General features: G+C 74.0%; 13 protein-coding genes. 4 read left to right on the top strand and 9 right to left on the bottom strand.

Features of this window, described 5'->3' with window-relative positions; all coding sequences use genetic code 11:
* Positions 1-92 precede the first annotated feature (92 nt).
* The 6 genes from ACI78Z_RS16930 to ACI78Z_RS16905 form a co-directional block, all read right to left on the bottom strand.
* Entirely contained in the window at positions 93-1,262 is a 1,170-nt protein-coding gene (locus tag ACI78Z_RS16930) for a serine hydrolase domain-containing protein (RefSeq protein WP_457037708.1), read from the bottom strand.
* A gap of 240 nt (positions 1,263-1,502) precedes the next feature.
* Positions 1,503-1,892, bottom strand: a complete 390-nt coding sequence (locus ACI78Z_RS16925; protein ID WP_457037707.1) for a hypothetical protein — start codon at positions 1,890-1,892, stop codon at positions 1,503-1,505.
* Positions 1,889-3,832, bottom strand: coding sequence for a primary-amine oxidase (locus tag ACI78Z_RS16920; RefSeq protein WP_457037706.1), 1,944 nt, complete (start codon positions 3,830-3,832; stop codon positions 1,889-1,891). Before ACI78Z_RS16920 ends, ACI78Z_RS16925 begins: the two co-directional genes overlap by 4 nt.
* Positions 3,829-4,869, bottom strand: a complete 1,041-nt coding sequence (speB, locus tag ACI78Z_RS16915) for an agmatinase (protein WP_457037705.1) — start codon at positions 4,867-4,869, stop codon at positions 3,829-3,831. Before speB ends, ACI78Z_RS16920 begins: the two co-directional genes overlap by 4 nt.
* A 128-nt stretch (positions 4,870-4,997) precedes the next feature.
* Positions 4,998-6,617, bottom strand: coding sequence for an amidohydrolase (locus ACI78Z_RS16910; RefSeq protein ID WP_457037704.1), 1,620 nt, complete (start codon positions 6,615-6,617; stop codon positions 4,998-5,000).
* Between the two features lie 14 nt (positions 6,618-6,631).
* Positions 6,632-8,134: an APC family permease gene (locus ACI78Z_RS16905; protein WP_457037703.1), complete on the bottom strand. Its 1,503-nt coding sequence runs from the start codon at positions 8,132-8,134 to the stop codon at positions 6,632-6,634.
* A 122-nt stretch (positions 8,135-8,256) separates the two neighbouring features.
* Here ACI78Z_RS16905 and ACI78Z_RS16900 point away from each other — a divergent pair, with 122 nt between their 5' ends.
* Together ACI78Z_RS16900 and ACI78Z_RS16895 are read left to right on the top strand one after the other, a co-directional pair.
* The gene (locus ACI78Z_RS16900; RefSeq protein ID WP_457037702.1) at positions 8,257-8,874 is read left to right on the top strand and encodes a TetR/AcrR family transcriptional regulator; all 618 of its coding nucleotides are present in this window, start codon (positions 8,257-8,259) and stop codon (positions 8,872-8,874) included.
* Positions 8,875-9,144: 270 nt separating this feature from the next.
* Positions 9,145-10,677, top strand: a complete 1,533-nt coding sequence (locus tag ACI78Z_RS16895) for an APC family permease (RefSeq protein ID WP_457037701.1) — start codon at positions 9,145-9,147, stop codon at positions 10,675-10,677.
* A gap of 68 nt (positions 10,678-10,745) precedes the next feature.
* Here the strand turns inward: ACI78Z_RS16895 and ACI78Z_RS16890 are convergent, their stop codons facing one another.
* From ACI78Z_RS16890 to ACI78Z_RS16880, 3 genes are all read right to left on the bottom strand, one after another.
* Entirely contained in the window at positions 10,746-12,926 is a 2,181-nt protein-coding gene (locus tag ACI78Z_RS16890; protein ID WP_457037700.1) for an MMPL family transporter, read from the bottom strand.
* Between the two features lie 6 nt (positions 12,927-12,932).
* Positions 12,933-13,523, bottom strand: coding sequence for a TetR/AcrR family transcriptional regulator (locus ACI78Z_RS16885; RefSeq protein WP_457037699.1), 591 nt, complete (start codon positions 13,521-13,523; stop codon positions 12,933-12,935).
* A gap of 88 nt (positions 13,524-13,611) precedes the next feature.
* Positions 13,612-15,105, bottom strand: coding sequence for an AAA-type ATPase lid domain-containing protein (locus ACI78Z_RS16880; RefSeq protein WP_457037698.1), 1,494 nt, complete (start codon positions 15,103-15,105; stop codon positions 13,612-13,614).
* Between the two features lie 202 nt (positions 15,106-15,307).
* Here ACI78Z_RS16880 and ACI78Z_RS16875 point away from each other — a divergent pair, with 202 nt between their 5' ends.
* Complete coding sequence (locus ACI78Z_RS16875) at positions 15,308-16,351, top strand: amidohydrolase family protein (protein ID WP_457037697.1); 1,044 nt, start codon at positions 15,308-15,310, stop codon at positions 16,349-16,351.
* Between the two features lie 11 nt (positions 16,352-16,362).
* A partial coding sequence (locus ACI78Z_RS16870; RefSeq protein ID WP_457037696.1) for an iron-sulfur cluster assembly protein occupies positions 16,363-16,694 on the top strand: 332 nt, incomplete at its 3' end.

The following is a 16,694-nucleotide window of genomic DNA, read 5'->3' as shown; positions in this document are numbered from 1 at the left end:
CAGGAGGGCGGGCGTCGTCCTCCTGATCCGGCGAGCCGGTGGGGGCGGGGGGCCGGAGCATCGTCCCGGACGACGTCGCCTATGGCCCGTCCTCAGCGCCCGGCGTAGACCGCCCGCTCGAAATCGGCGTAGACCGCCAGCGCCTCCTCCGGGATGAACGGGAGGAACTGGGTGTAGATGGCGCCGGTGACCCCGCTGGTCCGGTCGACCCAGAAGTGTGTGTTGAACACCCCGGCCCAGGCGCCGCTGCCGACGGCACGCATGCCGGGTTGCTGCTCCGTGGTGAGCAGCAACCCGTACCCCCACTTCTGCCCCGTCGGACCGTTCCAGGGGTGGGTCACCGCGGGATCGCCCGACGGGATGTGGCTGGGGAACTCCAGCTCGCCGATCTGGTTGGTGAAGGCCGCGTCGACGGTCTCCGGCCGGAGGACGCGCACCCCGTCCAACTCGCCGTTGCGGAGCAGCATCCGCTGGAAGCGCAGGTAGTCGCGAGGAGTGGAGTACAGCCCGTGCCCGCCGGCCCACCACTCCGGCTCGTCGGCCCAGTCGATGTCGGTGGGGACCCAGTGCCCCTCCTCGTCCTTGACGTGCACGGGCACCAGGTCGGCCCGCTGCTCGGCGGTGGGAGTGAAGGTCGTCTGGGTCATGCCCAGGGGCGCGAGGACGTTCTCCTGGAGGTACTTGTCCAGCGTGCGACCGCAGACCGCCTCCACCACGAGGCCCAGCCAGTCGGTGTTGATGCCGTACTCGAACTGCGTGCCGGGATCGGCGACCAGCGGCGCGCTGAGGCACGTCCGGCTGCCGCTCATCACGTTGGGCGTGCCGGTGGTGCTCTCCCAGCGGACCAACTCGGGGTTCCAGAACCAGTAGGTGAGGCCGCTGGTGTGGGTGAGCAGGTGGTGGACGGTCGCGCGGGTGGCCGGGGGTCGGGTACGCGCGGTGTCGCCGTCCCACCCCTCGAGGACCTCCAACTCCGCCCACGCGGGGACGAGCGTGTCGACCGGCGCCTGTAGGTCGAGCTCGCCCCGTTCGGCCAGCTGCAGGGCGGCGACCGTGGCAACCATCTTCGTCATGGACGCGATCCGGAAGAGCGTGCCGCCGTCGAGTGGCTGGTCCGTGCCGGCCGTCCGGGCACCGGCGGCCCCCTCGTAGAAGGGCCCATCGGTGTCCGCAGCGGTGGCGACCACGTTGGGCACCGCTCCGCTGTCGACCGCCCGCCGCAGGACCCCGTCCATCCCGCTGGTGTCCACCTGTGCCGCCATGACCCCTCCTCGATCGTGTGCCGGACGGCACACGGTGGGGAAGGCGTGGCCCGCGGTCAACCGTGCGGCGGCTGCCGCGGATGGTCGCCCCCGACCGGCCGCTCGCCCCGGTGTGGTGATCGGTGGCCCACCGGGCCCGCGCAGGTCTCCGGAGTCGCCTCAAGCGCTGCACTGATCGCGCGGGAACCCGTGTCGAGCACGGCGACGGGTGCCCGACGACCGGCACACCACTGCCAACCGTCAGCCCGGGACGGCGCCACGCAGCGCGTCGCACGCCCGCACTGCCGCCAGCAGCAGCGCCACGACCGCCAGCAGCCCCGCGACCGGCCCGACCCACGAGCTCAGGCCCGTCGTCGCGTGGTGGGCGGCGGTCACCGGCGGGTGCGCGGCGAGCATCGTCGTCGTCAGGACGACGTGCAGCGCCCACGCCGCCCGGCCCGGCCGGCGCCACAGGTGCGCCGCGCAGGCCAGGCAGGCGAGGACCAGAGGGGTCGTGCCGGGGTGCAGCGCCGCGAGCGAGGCGAGCCCGTGCACGGCGGCACACCCCGCCGCGGCCCCCGCCGCACCGCGGGCGAGGAACCGCGGCAGGGCCGCCGCACCGAGCGGCTGCACGACGCCGCCGGGCATCACCGGTGGCAGGCCCCCGGGGTGGGCGGGACGTCGAGCGCCGGGTTGCGGTCGAAGAAGCCCACCGGCTTCAGCTCGAACGACACGACGTCCACCGGCATGACCGGCCAGTCCTCGGGCCGCGGGACGTGGTGGATGCCGAAGACGTGCCAGAGCACCAGGTCGGTGTCCACGAGCGACCGGTCCGCCTGCTGCCAGGCCGGCAGCCCGTAGTCCTGGCGGCTCTGGTTGCAGAACTCGCCGGAGGGCCAGCGCTGCTCCTCGTCGAACGCGCTGACCCACACCGGGTGGTCGATGACCTGCGCCCGCTGCCGGAACGGCGCGCTCGGGTCGGCGAGCGCGGGCAGCGCGGAGGTCGGGTACAGCTTGTAGCCCGGCGCCGTCCCCAGCCGGTTCGGCTTGGTCCGGTTGACCACCTTGAACGAGCGCTGGGTGGCGAAGTCGAGGTCCAGGCGCCCCTCGGCCTCGGTCTCCACCGCGCGGCTGCGCGTGACGACGGCGAGCCCGTACGGGTTGTCCTCCGACACCGGGAGCGCCTCGCTCTCGGTGACGACGACGGTGTTCTCCGGGCCGTCGACCTCCATGTCCAGCCGGGCGACGACGAAGTGCTGGTGGATCGGCGCGTAGGTGCGCTCGTCGACGACGGTGCCGTAGGCCGGCGGGGTGTCCTCGTACGCGCTGGTCACCATGATCCCGGTGGCGCGCACCTCGCACTGGATGGTGCCGTCCTGGTGGAAGCGCCAGTAGGTCAGGTACTCGTAGTTGGCCACCGTCGCGTGGAACGAGACGACCATCCGCCGGGACCGCCGCACCTCGGCCCCGGCCTGCTCGTCGACGTGCTTCCACAGCACGCCGTCGTCCTCCTCGTGCAGGCAGATGGCGTTCTCGATGGTGTAGGGCTCGCCGCGGGTGTCGTGCAGGACCGCGTCGACGTAGGTGATGTCGCCGAGGCAGTCGCAGCCGAGCTTCAGCGACGTCGTCATGAAGCCCAGGCCCCACTCGCCGACGTCGAACGCGGTGCGCCGGTGGTGGTCGGGGCTCGGGTCGCGGTAGGGCACCACCATCTCGGCGAACGACATCCGGTGCGCGATCGGCCGGCCGTCGTAGGCGACCCGGTGGATCACCAGGCCCTCGCGGTGGTTGAACCCCAGCCGCATCGTCCACTTCTGCCAGCGCAGCTCGTGCCCGTCGAGGGCGAACGAGACGCCCTCGGGCTGGGTGATCTCCAGCGGCTTCACGTCGGTGCGCTGCTGCAGGCCGGGCACCAGCGACGGCACGTACTCGCCCATCACCGCGGGCTGCACCGGCGGCGGGGTGTCCTCGATCCGCAGCAGCTCCATCGTGTTGAGGTCGACGACGAAGTGCAGCCCCATCACCGGGTTGGCGTAGGGGTTGCCGCCGCGCACCGAGCGGCGCCACACGTCGGTCCAGCCGACCCGGCGGTCCTGCAGGCCCTCGGGGATCAGCGAGTGGCCGTAGGCCCAGGTGTCGATGAGCACCAGGTCCAGGTCGGTGATGCCGCGCTTCGCCAGCGCCTCGACCACGTCCGGGTGCTCGATGAGGACCTCGTGCGCCTCGTGCCACTCGTCGAGGGTCATGTTGGCCTGCTCGCCGGGCACCGCCTCCCAGGAGACGACGGCGTCGTCGGTCAGCGAGACCACCGCCTTGTACGGGGTCCCCTCCTCGCGGCTCCAGCAGGTCACCCGGGCCTCGCGGCGGATCGGGTCGCCGGGGCGGAACGCGCGGACGACGTCCTTGGCCGGCTCGCGCAGCTCGATGGAGGCGAACCGCCAGCGCTCGTCCACCCCGCGGTCGCGGCGCAGGACCGCCGCGGCGGCGCGGAACTCCTCGGCGCTCAGCGGGTCCAGCGGGTGCGGGGTGCCGGCGGCGGCGCGCGTGCCGGCCGAGCCGGAGCCGTGGCAGGACGTCGCGAGCTCGGTCATGACGGGTTCTCCTGGGTGGTGTCGGGGCGGTTCGCGAGCAGCGGGACCGACGGGTCCCAGCGGGTGCCGTCGCGGGCGTCGCGGCGGCGGCGGGCGATGGCCGAGAGCGCCTCGAGGACGACCCGGTTGGCCAGCGCCGCGGTGATGTCGGCGTGGTCGTAGGGCGGGCTGACCTCGACGACGTCGACGCCGACCACGGGCAGCTCCAGGCACAGCCGGCGGACGGCGTCCAGCAGCTGGCGGGCAGTGAGGCCACCGGGCTCGGGCGTGCCGGTGCCCGGCGCGTGCCCGGGGTCGCAGACGTCGATGTCGACCGACAGGAAGACGCCGTCGCACTCATCGGTGGCGATGGCCGACGCCTCGGTGAGGCAGGCGTCCAGCCCCCGGTGCCCGATCTCGGTCATCTCGTAGGAGCGCATCCGCTGCGCCGCCATCCAGTCCAGCGTCTCCGGCGGCGGCCAGTAGCCGCGCAGGCCGACCTGGAGGAACCGGTCGCCGCGCAGCGCCCCGGACTCGATCAGCCGCCGCATCGGCTGGCCGTGGCCCCACAGGGAGCCGAACTCGATGTCGCCGGTGTCGGCGTGCGCGTCGAAGTGGACCATCGAGACGCGGCCGTGGCCGAGCACGTTGGCCACCCCCTTGGCGTCGGCGAAGGCGATCGAGTGGTCACCGCCCAGGACGACGGGGATGGCGCCGCTGCGGGCCACCGTCTCGACCGCGGCCTCCAGCGCGCCGAGCGCGGTCTCGATGTCCCCGGAGTACATCTCGACGTCCCCTGCATCGAGGACCCGCAGGTCGCGCAGCCCGTCGGTGCGCAGCGCCAGGCTGGGCCGCGACCCGTCGTGCGCGAGGTAGTCGGTCATCCGGATCGCCTGCGGCCCGAAGCGGGTGCCCGGGCGGTGCGAGGTGCCGCCGTCGAAGGGGGCGCCGAGGACGACGACGTCGGCGCCGGCGAAGCTCGCCGGGTCACCGAGGTCGCAGCGCTCGATCCCGAGGTAGGTGATGTCGGGCCCGAACTGGGCGCCGTAGCGCGTCATGGTGGGGAGGTCCGATCGGGAGGGGGTAGGCGTCGTCCAGGCGCACCGGACGACGAAATCCGTGCCGGAACGCAGACTACACAACGATTTCCGGTGTCACCAGCATGAGGGACGCTGGTTCGTGGCCGTCACCAGCCGCCCGCTCCGCCCCGGTGGACGATGCCGCCGTCCACCGTGGTGAGGACGACGGGCGCGTCGGCGAGCTCGTCGGGAGGTGCCTGCAGGGGGTCGACGGCGAAGGCCGTCAGGTCGGCGCGCATGCCCGGGGCGATCCGTCCCGCGCACGCGGCCTCCCCGGCCGCCCAGGCGGCCTGCGTGGTGTACCCCTGCAGGGCCATCAGCGGCGTGAGCCCCTGGTGGGGCTGCACCGGGGCGACGTCCGGCTCGCCCGCGGGCCGGCGCAGCTGCGCGTCCGCGAGGACCCGCCGGGGGTCGAAGGGCGCCACCGGCCAGTCGGACCCCAGCACCAGCGGCACACCGGCGTCGCGGAGGTCCCGGCAGCGCCACGCGCGGCCGGCGCGCTCGGGGCCCAGCCGGGTGGACCAGTTGTCGGTGTGGTCGGCCCGGGTGAAGTGGGTGCAGTGCGTCGGCTGCATGCTCGCCACGACCCCCTGGCGCACGAACGCGCCGATGAGCGCGGTCGGCAGCGTCTCGATGTGCTCGATGCGGTGCGGCCCGGCTGCCGGGCGGGCCGGGCCCGCGAGGGCGGCCAGGGCGTGGCGGACGCCGGCGTCGCCGATCGCGTGCGTGGCCGTCGGGACCCCCGCCGCCGCCAGTGCGCGCACGGCCCGGGCGTACTCCGCCGGCTCCGGCCAGAAGCTCTCGGTCGACTCGCCCAGCGCGTCGGGCTGCTCGAGCCACGCCGTCCCGTTGTCGATCGTCCCGTCGACCATGAACTTGACCCCGCCGACGGCCCACCTCCGCCCGCCCCGGCCCTGGAGGTCGACGAGCTCGGCCAGCCCGTCGGCGTCCACGCCCGGCAGGCACCACGGGGCGAAGCGCAGCCGCAGCGGCAGGTCCTGCGCGTCCTCCGCCGCCGCGACGACCGCCCGGCTGTCCCCGAGCAGGTCCATGACGTGCCCGCCGGTCAACCCGGTGGCCGCCATGGCCGTGAGGAGGTCGAGCAGCTGCCGCGCCCGCACCGGGACGGGGTCGAGCGGGACGTGGTCCTGCACCAGGTCCATGGCGGCCGCCTCGAGCAGGAGGCCGGTCGGGTGCCCGCCGTCGTCGCACACGACGACGGCCCGCTGGGCGAACGACCGGGGACCGTCCACCCCCGCGATCCGCAGGGCGCGGTCGGTCGCGAGCGCGGAGTGCGCGTCGAAGAGCCGCACGAAGGCCGGCCGCCCGCCCACGGCCGCCTCCAGGGGGGCGTTGGTGACGGGGGAGCCGCCGAACAGGTTGGGGTCCAGGCCCCATGCCTGGACCCACGCGTCCGGCGCCCGGCCGGCCGCGGCCGCGGCCAGCAGGTGCTGCGCCTCCGCCAGCGACCGGGCGCCGGAGAGGTCGACGTCCGCGGTCAGCTGCAGGCCCATCACCGGGTGCAGGTGCCCGTCGGTGAGGCCCGGCGTCAGCGTGGCGGCGCCGAGGTCGACGACCTCGGTCCGGGCGTCGCGCCAGTCGGCGACGTCGCGCCGGGTGCCGGTGGCGACCACGAGGCCGCCGGCGATCGCGACCGCCTCCACCGGCGGGCCCTCGCCGGTCAGCGTGTGCACGGTGTCGGTCGTGATGACCAGGTCGGCGTTCACGGGGTGCTCCACTCTCATCGGTCGTCGGCGGTCGCGAGCAGCTCCGGGGTGGGGGCGGCGTCGACGTCGGCCCCTTCCCCGATCCCCGCGTAGCGCTCCGGGTGGCGGGCGCGCAGCCACAGGGCGACCGCCGTCCCGATGGCCAGGGACAGCGGCACGATGCCGACCAGCAGGACGTTGACCGTCGTCGGCGCGGCGGTGAGCAGCTCGATGTCGTCCACCAGGACGTAGGTGGCCGCGGCCAGCAGGACGCCGGACGCGACGCCGGCGCCGACGGCCCCCGGTGTGGCGGCGGCGCGGTTGCGGCGGACGAAGTACGCCACCGTGGCCGCGGCCGTCATCGTCTGCAGGACCAGGACGCCGACGACTCCCGGCGTGTTCACCCACAGCAGCAGCTGCTCGTAGGGGTCGGCCCCGGCCGCGGCGAACACCGCGATGACGACGACGGCGAGGGCCGTCTGCAGGAGACCCGCCCGGTACGGGGACCCGAACCGCGGGTGCGCCGTTCCGACCCAGCGCGGCAGCACGCCGTCCCGGGACAGCGCGAACGCGTAGCGGTTGATCGCGTTGTGGAAGGCGATCTGCGAGGCGTAGACGCTGCTGACGACGAGCAGGTGCATGAGCGTGCTCGCCCACGGCCCCACGTACGTCTCGATGACGGTGAAGAACATGCCGGCGAGGTCGCCCTCCGCGGCGGCCACCGCCTGCGCGCTGCCGAACGCCTGCACCACCGACCAGACGATGAAGCAGTAGAAGAGCGCCATGAAGCCGACGGCGAGGTGGGTGGCCCGCGGGACGGTGCGCTCCGGGTCCCGGGCCTCCTTGCGGTACAGCACCGTGGACTCGAAGCCCATGAACGCGGCGAAGCTGAAGGCCAGCACGCCGGCCATGCCGGGGCTGAACACCGCGTCGGCCGTGAAGGAGGCCGCGTCCAGCCCCGACGCGCCACCCTCGACGAGGACGCCGACGGCCATCAGCAGCAGGATGCCGGTCTCGAGGACCAGCAGGACGCCGAGCACCTTGGCACCCACGTCGATGCCCAGCCACCCCACGAGCAGGACCAGGGCGACGGCGACGAGGGCGATGACCGGCCACGGGACCGTGACGCCGAAGACGTCGGCCAGGGTGGCCTGCGCCTGCACGGCGAACAGGCCGTACACCCCGATCATCAGCGCGTTGTAGGACATCAGCGCGAGCAGTGCGGCGGCCAGCCCCCAGGTCCGGCCGAGCCCCTTGGCGATGTAGGCGTAGAAGGCGCCGGCGCTGCCCACGTGCCGGGTCATGCGGGTGAAGGCGACCGCGAAGACGGTGAGCACCACCCCGGAGGCCAGGTAGGGGACCGGGGCGCCGATGCCGCCGACCAGGATGGCGAGCGGGGCGACGCCGGCCATGACGGTCAGCGGGGCGGCCGCGGCGACCACCATGAAGACGAGGCTGCCGGTGCCCAGGACACCGCGCTTGAGGTGGCCGTCGCCGTCGTGCGCGACGGCGGCCGGGGGAGGGGAGGAGGCGGGCACGGCGGTCCTTCCAGGGCCGGAGGTGCTTAACCGAATGGCGTTCGGTTAAGATGGTGGCCCACCTCACAGATGTCAAGCGCCCCGTGCCGACTGGAGGCGCGGGCCGATCCGGGGAGGGACACGTGGTGCAGCGGCGGAGGCGACTGCTGGACGTCGAGGCGATCCTCGACGCGGCGCTGGCCTGCATCGACGAGCGGGGCCGGTTGACGATGGCGGACCTGGCGGCGCGGCTCGGCACGAGCGCGTCATCGATCTACCACCACGTCAGCGGGCGGCCGGAGATCGTCGAGCTGCTGCGCGAACGGCTGGTCGCCCCCCTCGAGATCCCACCGCTGGACCGGACCGACTGGGGAGACCAGGTGGCGGCGTGGATGCGCTCCTACCGGCAGGCGCTCGCCGAGCACCCCAACCTGATCCCCCTGCTTACCGAGCAGACGATGACCGCCGGTTCGGTCCTGCTCGGGTACGACCGCGTGGCCGACCTCCTCCGGCTCGCCGGCTCGCCCCCGGACCAGGTCGTGCTGTGGCTGAGCGTGCTGGACAGCTACGCGCTGGGCGCCGCGCTCGACCTCGCTGCACCCGACGAGGTCTGGCGCGCCGGCGGCGGCGGCACCCCGGCCCTGGACGCCGCGCTGCGTGCGGCGCCGCTGGGGCGGGCGCGTGCCGACGCCGCGTTCGAGCTGGGCCTGGAGGCGCTGCTCGCCGGGATGCGGAGCCGGCTCCCGGCCGGCCGGACCTGAGCCGGACCTCACGCCCTCGGGGACAGCGCTGTCACCCGACGGAATGGACAGCCGCGCGTCGGACACGCGCACGAAACAGTCGTCGTGCATGCTCGCCGCGCTCGGATCCGTGGACGGCGACCATGCCGAAGTGTCGACGGGACCGGGTGCGGGTGTACACGCCGGCCCCTTCCGCGAACTGCGCCGACCTGGCTGGCTGTCGTGTGTGAGCCGCGGCACACCCGCCGGCCGAGGACAGGCCGCTGCGGCGGCGCGAGGAGGGAGGACCGCATGGCGGTCGAACAGGGTCCGGTGACCGGACGTCGGACCGACCTGCGGGCCAAGGGGCTGGCGGGCGGCTCGGTCGGCCTGCTGGCCAGCGTGGTGCTCGGCGTCTCGAGCATCGCGCCGGTGTACGCGCTGACGGCCACCCTCGGGCCCACGGTGACCGAGGTCGGCCTGCAGATGCCCGCGGTGTTCCTGGCCGGCTTCCTGCCGATGCTGCTGGTCGCCTACGCCTACCGGGAGCTCAACCGGGTGGCGCCGGACTGCGGGACGTCGTTCACCTGGACCACCAAGGCGTTCAACCCCTACGCCGGCTGGCTGTGCGGCTGGGGCGCGCTGCTGGCCACGGTGATCGTGCTGTCCAACCTCGCCGGCGTGGCGGTCTCCTTCTTCTACCTGCTGCTCGGGGAGATCACCGGCTCGGAGTCGGTGGCGAGCCTCGGTGACGACACGGTCGTCAACGCCCTCACCTGCGTGGCGTTCGTCGCCGTCGCCACCTGGATCACCTACCGCGGGGTGGAGGCCACCAAGCGCGTGCAGTACGTGCTGGTCGGCTTCCAGATGGCCGTGCTCGCGCTGTTCGCCGTCCTGGCGCTGGCCAGGGCCGGCTCCGCACCGGGTGGCATCCCGTTCGAGTTCTCCTGGCTCGACCCGACGGCCATCACCAGCTTCAGCGCCTTCACCGCCGGCCTGTCGCTCTCGCTGTTCATCTACTGGGGCTGGGACACCTGCCTGACGGTCAACGAGGAGACCGCCGGGAGCGCCCGCACCCCGGGCCGGGCGGCGCTGCTGACCATGGTCGTCATCATCGTGACCTACGTCGGCGTGGCGATCGCCGTGCAGATGTACGCCGGCATCGGCACCGAGGGCACGGGCCTCGGCAACCCCGACACCGGGGACAACGTGTTCGCCGCGCTGGCCGGCCCGGTCCTGGGCCCGGGCCTGGCGTTCCTGCTCTTCCTCGCCGTCGTCGCGAGCTCGGCGTCGTCCCTGCAGACCACGTTCCTGCCGACGACCCGGACCATGCTGGCCATGGGCACCTACGGGGCCCTGCCCGAGCGGCTGGCCGAGGTGCACCCGCGCCACCGGGTGCCGTCCACCGCCACCCTGGTCGCCGGGGCCGCCACGGCGGCGTTCTACGTGGGCATGACGATCATCAGCGAGAACGTCCTCATCGACACCATCTACGCGCTCGGCCTGATGATCTGCTTCTACTACGGCCTGACCGCGTACGCCTGCGTCTGGTACTTCCGGCACGAGCTGCGCCGCAGCGCGCGGGACCTGGTGTTCAAGGGCGTCCTGCCGCTGCTGGGTGCCCTCATGCTGACCGCGGTGTTCGTGCAGACGGCGATCGACACCCTCGACCCCGCCTACGGCAGCGGCTCGTCGGTGTTCGGCGTCGGCAGCGTCTTCGTCGTCGGGATCGGGCTGCTGCTGCTCGGCGCCGTCCTCATGCTCGTCTGGCGGGCGCGGCACCCGGAGTTCTTCCGCGGCCAGACGCTGCGGGTCGACACCCCGTCGCTGGTCTTCGACGAGTGACGCCGGCCCGGTCGGAGTAGCCGCGCGGCCCGCCCCCCGGAGGGGAGGCGGGCCGTTCGACGGGAGGGTCAGCGCTCGCCGGCGCCGACCACCTCGGGCTGCTCGACCTGCGGCCGGGTGGCGGGCCGCTCCAGCGCGGCGCCCTCGACGTCGAGGGTCGGCAGCCACCGCAGCCAGCGCGGCAGCCACCACGCCCTGTCACCGAGCAGGGCCAGCGCCGCGGGGACGAGCACCATGCGGACGACGAACGCGTCGAAGGCGATGCCCGCGGCGAGGGCGAAGGCGATCGACTTGATGGTCGCGTCCCCGGAGGGCACGAAGCCGGCGAACACCGAGAACATGATCAGCGCGGCCGCGACGACGACCGGGGCCGCCTGCCGGAACCCGGTGCGGATGGCCTCCAGCGGGCCGGCGCCGTGGGCGTGCGCCTCGTGCATCCGGGACACCAGGAAGATCTGGTAGTCCATCGCCAGCCCGAACAGGATGCCGATGACCAGGATCGGCGTGAGGCTGATCAGCGGGCCGGTGCCCTCGAGGTTGACCAGGTCGGCCAGCCAGCCCCACTGGAACACCGCGACGGTGGCGCCCAGCGCCGCGCCGACGGTGAGCACGAACCCGAGGACGCCGACCAGCGGCACCAGCAGCGAGCGGAAGACCAGCACGAGCAGCACCAGGGCCAGGCCCACGACCAGCGCCAGGTAGACCGGCAGGGCGGCGTCCAGGCTCGCGGCGACGTCCACGCTGACCGCCGTCGCGCCGGTGACCGACGCCTGCGCGCCCTCGACGTCGGCCAGCAGGTCGCGGAGGTCGGCGACGAGCCGCTCGGTGGCCGGGTCGGTCGGGCCCGACTGCGGGATGACGCTGACCAGCGCGGCCGTGCCGTCGGCGTTCGGCACCGGCGGGGTCACGAGCGCGACGTCGGCCAGGCCGGGGATCTCGCCGGCGGCCGCCGTCGCGGCCGGCACCGCGCCGTCGCCCTCGAACAGCACGGTGAGCGGCCCGTTGAAACCCTCGCCGAAGCCCTCGGCGAGCAGCTGGTCGGCGCGGGCCTGGGTGCTGTCCTCCGGCGGGGTCTGCACCAGCGTCGTCTGCATCGAGAAGAACGGGACGGCGACGGCGCCCAGGGCCACGGCGGCCAGCAGCAGCGCGACCAGGCGGTGTCGGGTGACCGTGGCGACCCAGCCGGCGAGGAAGCCCCGGCTCGCCGCGTGGTGGGTCGGCGCGGGGGTCCGCTGCCGCTTCGGCAGCGCACGCAGCCCGAGGAAGCCCAGCGCGGCGGGCACCAGGGTGAGCGCGACCAGGACGGCGACGACGATGGTCGCGGCCGCGGCGAGACCCATCTGGGTGAGGAAGGGGATGCCGGCGACGAACAGGCCGGTGAGCGCGATGACGACGGTGAGCCCCGCGGTGACGACCGCGGAGCCGGCGGCGCCGACGGCGGTGGCGACCGCGGTGCCGACGTCGGCGCCCCGGCGCAGCTCCTGGCGGAACCGGCTGACGATGAACAGCGCGTAGTCGATGCCGACGGCCAGCCCCAGCATCGCGGCCAGGATCGGGGTGGTCGAGGACAGCTCGGTGAAGCCCGTGGCGATGGTGATGCCGAGGACGCCGATGCCGACGCCGACGACCGCGGTCAGCAGGTTCATGCCGGCCACGACCAGGGAGCCGTAGGTGACGGCGAGGACCACCAGCGCGACCACGACGCCGATCACCTCGGCCGGACCGCCGATGTGCGGGGGCGCCTGGATCGCCTGGCCGGTGACCTCGACGGTGAGCGCGCCGTCCCCGGCGTCCTCGACGGCGGCGGTCAGCGCGTCCTGCTGCTCCGGCGGGACCTCGCCGACCGGCGCCTCGTAGGTGACGGTGCTGTACCCGGTGGTCAGCTCGGGGTTCACCGACGGGGCGGCCGGGTCCAGCGGGTTGCTGGCCGAGGTGACGCCGGGCAGCCGGCCCAGGTCGGCGACCAGCGCGCCGAGCGCAGCGGCGTTCTCGGGCGCGGCCAGCGTCTGGCCGTCCGGGGCCACGACCGCGACCTGCGCCGTCGCGCCGCCGGCCGCGCCGAACTCCTCGCTGATCCGCTCCAGGGCGGTGGTCGACTCCTGGCCGGGGATCGCGAAGCTGTCCGACGTCTCGCCGGCCAGGGTGACCGCGCCCACGCCGCCGCCGACGAGCAGGACGAGCCAGACGAGGACGACGGCGACGCGGTGCCGGTGCGCGGAGGCACCGAGCCGGGACAACAGCAGTGCCATGGGTGATCAGGCCTCCACCTGGTCGGGGTGTGGGGGAGTGGCGCCCGGACGGTGGTGACCGAGCGCGTCGAAGCAGGTGGCGACGATGTGCTGCCGCCACGCGGTGGTCCGGTCCTGGGCGTGGGCCGCGAGGGTCAGGACGGCGAGCGCCGAGAGTGCGCCGATGACCCGGACGAGCCGGGGCGGCTCCGTGGTCTCGGGGTCCACGCCGAAGGCCTGCAGCACCAGGTCGGCGACGACGGGCTCGGGGTCGCGGGCGTCGAGCTGGGTGGCCGGGGCGAGCATCAGCGCCACCAACCCGGGGTGGGCCAGCGCGACGTCGACGAGCACCTCCAGCGCCTGCCGGTCGCGGGCCGGGCCGAGGGGCAGGTCGCCCAGCTGGTCGCGCACGCGCGCGGCCAGCGTGTCGGCCTGGGCGAGCACCGCCGCGTGCAGGGCGTCCTTGCTCGGGAAGTGGTGCAGCAGCCCGGCCTTGGACAGGCCCACGGCGTCGGCGACGTCCTGCACCGAGGTCTTGGCGAACCCGCGCCGGGCGAAGAGTGCGGCGGCCTGGTCGAGGATGCCCTCGTCGACCTGCTGCCGGAACGATCGTGCCACGGGCACGACGGTACGACGTCACCAACCGTTTCGGTCGGTACACCGACCGGATCGGTCGGTGCGCTCGGTCACACGTCGGGCGCGGTCGTCAGTCCGTCGACCGCGGCGGCACGGTGATCTTGTACTGGGCGATCTTCCGGTAGAGCGTGGCGCGGCCGATGCCGAGCTCCTCGGCGGCACGGGTGACCGTGGTGCCCGGCTCGGTCAGGCAGCGCACGATCTCGTTCCGCTCGAGCTGCTCCAGGCGGCTCAGCGGGCGGGTCCCGCCGTCGAGGACCTCCGGGGGCAGGTGGTGCAGGTCGACGACGTCCGCCCGGCTGACGGCCTCCTGCACGGCGCGGCGCAGCTGGCGCACGTTGCCCGGCCAGGAGCAGCCGGTCAGCGCCCGTGCCGCGCGGGGAGTGAAGTCCACCGGGCGGTGCCGCTCGGCGCGGGCGACGGCCCGGGCGAGCGGCAGCACGTCCTCGACCCGGTGCCGCAGCGGGGGCGCCTCCACGACCGTGTCCACCAGGAGGGCCAGCGGGTCGGGGATGCCGCCGAACTCGGGAGCCGTGAGGACGAACGGCTGGGGTCCGCCGTCCGTCCGCCGGGCCGCCGACAGGGTCCCGGCCAGTTGTCCGGCCGCCCAGGCGGGCAGTCGTTGGGTTCCGGAGACGATGATGCAGACCTCGGGGTCGCGCAGCTCCGGCGTCCAGAGCTCCAGCCACGCGGCGACACCGTCGTCGCCGGGGGTGCGGGCGTGCAGGATCCGGCGCCGCGGCCCCAGCCGGCGGCGGGCGAGCGCGGCCAACGTGGACTTGCCCACGGCCGGCTCGCCGACCACCGCGACGACCCGGCCGGCGGCGTCGGCGGTGGTCACCTCGGTCAGCGCCGCGTGCCAGCCGGCGGAGACGCACGGGTCGCCGTCCTCCCCGGCCACCGGCCCGCCGACGACCCGGAACACCTCGCCGCGGGGAGCCGGGCGCACCGGCCGGCCGGTCGCGCGCTGCAGCATCAGGCCCGTCGTCGCCCCCGCCGCCGCCTGGGCCAGCGCGAGCAGCAGCTCGGAGGACGACCGCGACCAGGTGGTGAGGTTGATCGTGCCGGCCAGGTCGCCGGACACCGGGTGCAGCACCGGCACGGCGGCGCAGGTGTAGCCGCGCAGCCCGGTGCAGTAGTGGTCGCCGGCCCGCACCAGCGAGGGGGCGCGGTCGGCCAGCGACAGGCCCAGGCCGTTGGTGCCCGCGGTGCGCTCGGAGTAGTGGAAGCCCGGCGCCAGGTGCACCCGGTCGAGGGAGCGGCGGATGCCGGCGTCGTTGCACAGCCGGGCCAGCACCAGGCCCTCGGCGTCGGCGACCATGAGGCTGACCGGCTCGTTCGCGATCGTCGACTGGAGGCCGGTGAGCACCTCGTGCGCACACTCGTACAGCAGCGAGCCGGTGTCCACCGAGCCGGTGAACACCGGCAGCACCTCGTCCGGGGGCACCCCGTACTGCTCGCTGCGCCGCCAGGACGCCCGCAGCCGCGGCGCCGCGCTGCGCGACGCCAGCTCGGGGTCGGCCAGGGGCGCCGGCTCCGCGGCGGGGGTGTGGTCGGTGCTCATGGGCGCCTCCCGCCCCTCCCGTGCACCCACCCGGGGCGCACGACACCTCGTCGTGTGCCGAGAACGCTAGGCGTGGCCCTCAGCGGGGGCACCGGGGTCGGTGTCCCAAAGTGAGACAGCGCACAGCTTCTCGGTGGTGCACAACATACATAGCGTTCCGGCCAGCAGCGTGACCGCAGCCACACCCCGCCCGGAGGCAACCATGTACAGCAAGGACGGCGAGGACTACTTCATCGTCGACTCCCACATCGCCCTGTGGGACGCCCGCCCGGAGAACCAGCGCAACATCCAGGGCAAGCAGTTCATCGACTGCTTCTACGACTACCACCGCAACCTCAGCCCCGAGTCGGAGGTGTGGTCGTACGAGGAGTACCTGTACCAGGGCGGCGAGCGGCTGATGCAGGACCTGTTCGGCGACGGCATGGTCGACCACGCGATCTTCCAGCCGGCCCGGCTCGCCGAGTTCTACCACCGGGGCTTCGGCCAGACCGACGAGGCGTCCGCCCTCGCCGCGCAGCACCCGGACAAGCTGACCTACAACCACTACTTCGACCCGCGGGACGGCGAGGAGGGCCTCGACCGGCTGCGCGCCGACGCCGAGCGGTTCGGGCTCAAGGGCGTGAAGCTCTACACCGCCGACTGGCACGGCGACTCCCGCGGCTGGAAGCTGCACGACCCCATGGCCTACCGGTACTTCGAGGTGTGCCGCGAGGTCGGGATCACGAACATCCACATCCACAAGGGCCCGACCATCCGCCCGCTGGACCGCGACGCCTTCGACGTCGCCGACGTCGACCACGTGGCCACCGACTTCACCGACCTGAACTTCGTCGTCGAGCACGTCGGCCTGCCGCGGCTGGAGGACTTCTGCTGGATCGCCACCCAGGAGCCCAACGTCTACGGCGGCCTGGCCGTGGCGATCCCGTTCATCCACACCCGGCCGCGGTACTTCGCCCAGATCATGGGCGAGCTCCTCTACTGGATCGGCGAGGACCGGATCATGTTCGCCAGCGACTACGCGCTGTGGACGCCGCAGTGGCTGGTGCGGTCCTTCGTCGACTTCCAGATCCCCGAGGACATGACCGAGTACGCGCCGATCACCACCGCGCAGAAGAAGAAGGTCCTCGGTCTCACCGCCGCCAAGCTCTACGACATCCCGGTCCCGGCCGAGCTGCGGCTGCCCGACGCCGACGAGACCGAGACCGGCCCGCGCGAGCCGGCGGCGGCCGACCTCGCCTCGGTCTGAGGGGAGCGCCGATGACCGCCGTCCTGCCCGACCTCCACACCGAGGTCCGCACCGCACTGGGCACCGTCGTCGACCCCGAGCTCGACGAGCCGATCACCGACCTCGGCTTCGTCCGCTCGGTGGCGGTGGAGGGGGCCACGGTCCGGGTGCACCTGCGCCTGCCGACGTCGTTCTGCGCGCCCAACTTCGCCTACCTGATGGCGTCGGACGCGCAGGACGCCGTGGCCGCCCTGCCGGGGGTCGAGCGGGGGGGGGGGGGGGGGGGGGGGGGGGGGGGGGGGGCGGGGGGGGGGCGGGGGCGGCGGGGGGGGGGCGTGGGGGGTGTGCGGGCCCTGTCTGGGCC

Source organism: Geodermatophilus sp. SYSU D01176, from assembly GCF_054050015.1.
Note: the sequence above shows the minus strand (reverse complement) of the source record. Positions and strands in the feature narration are given on the sequence as shown.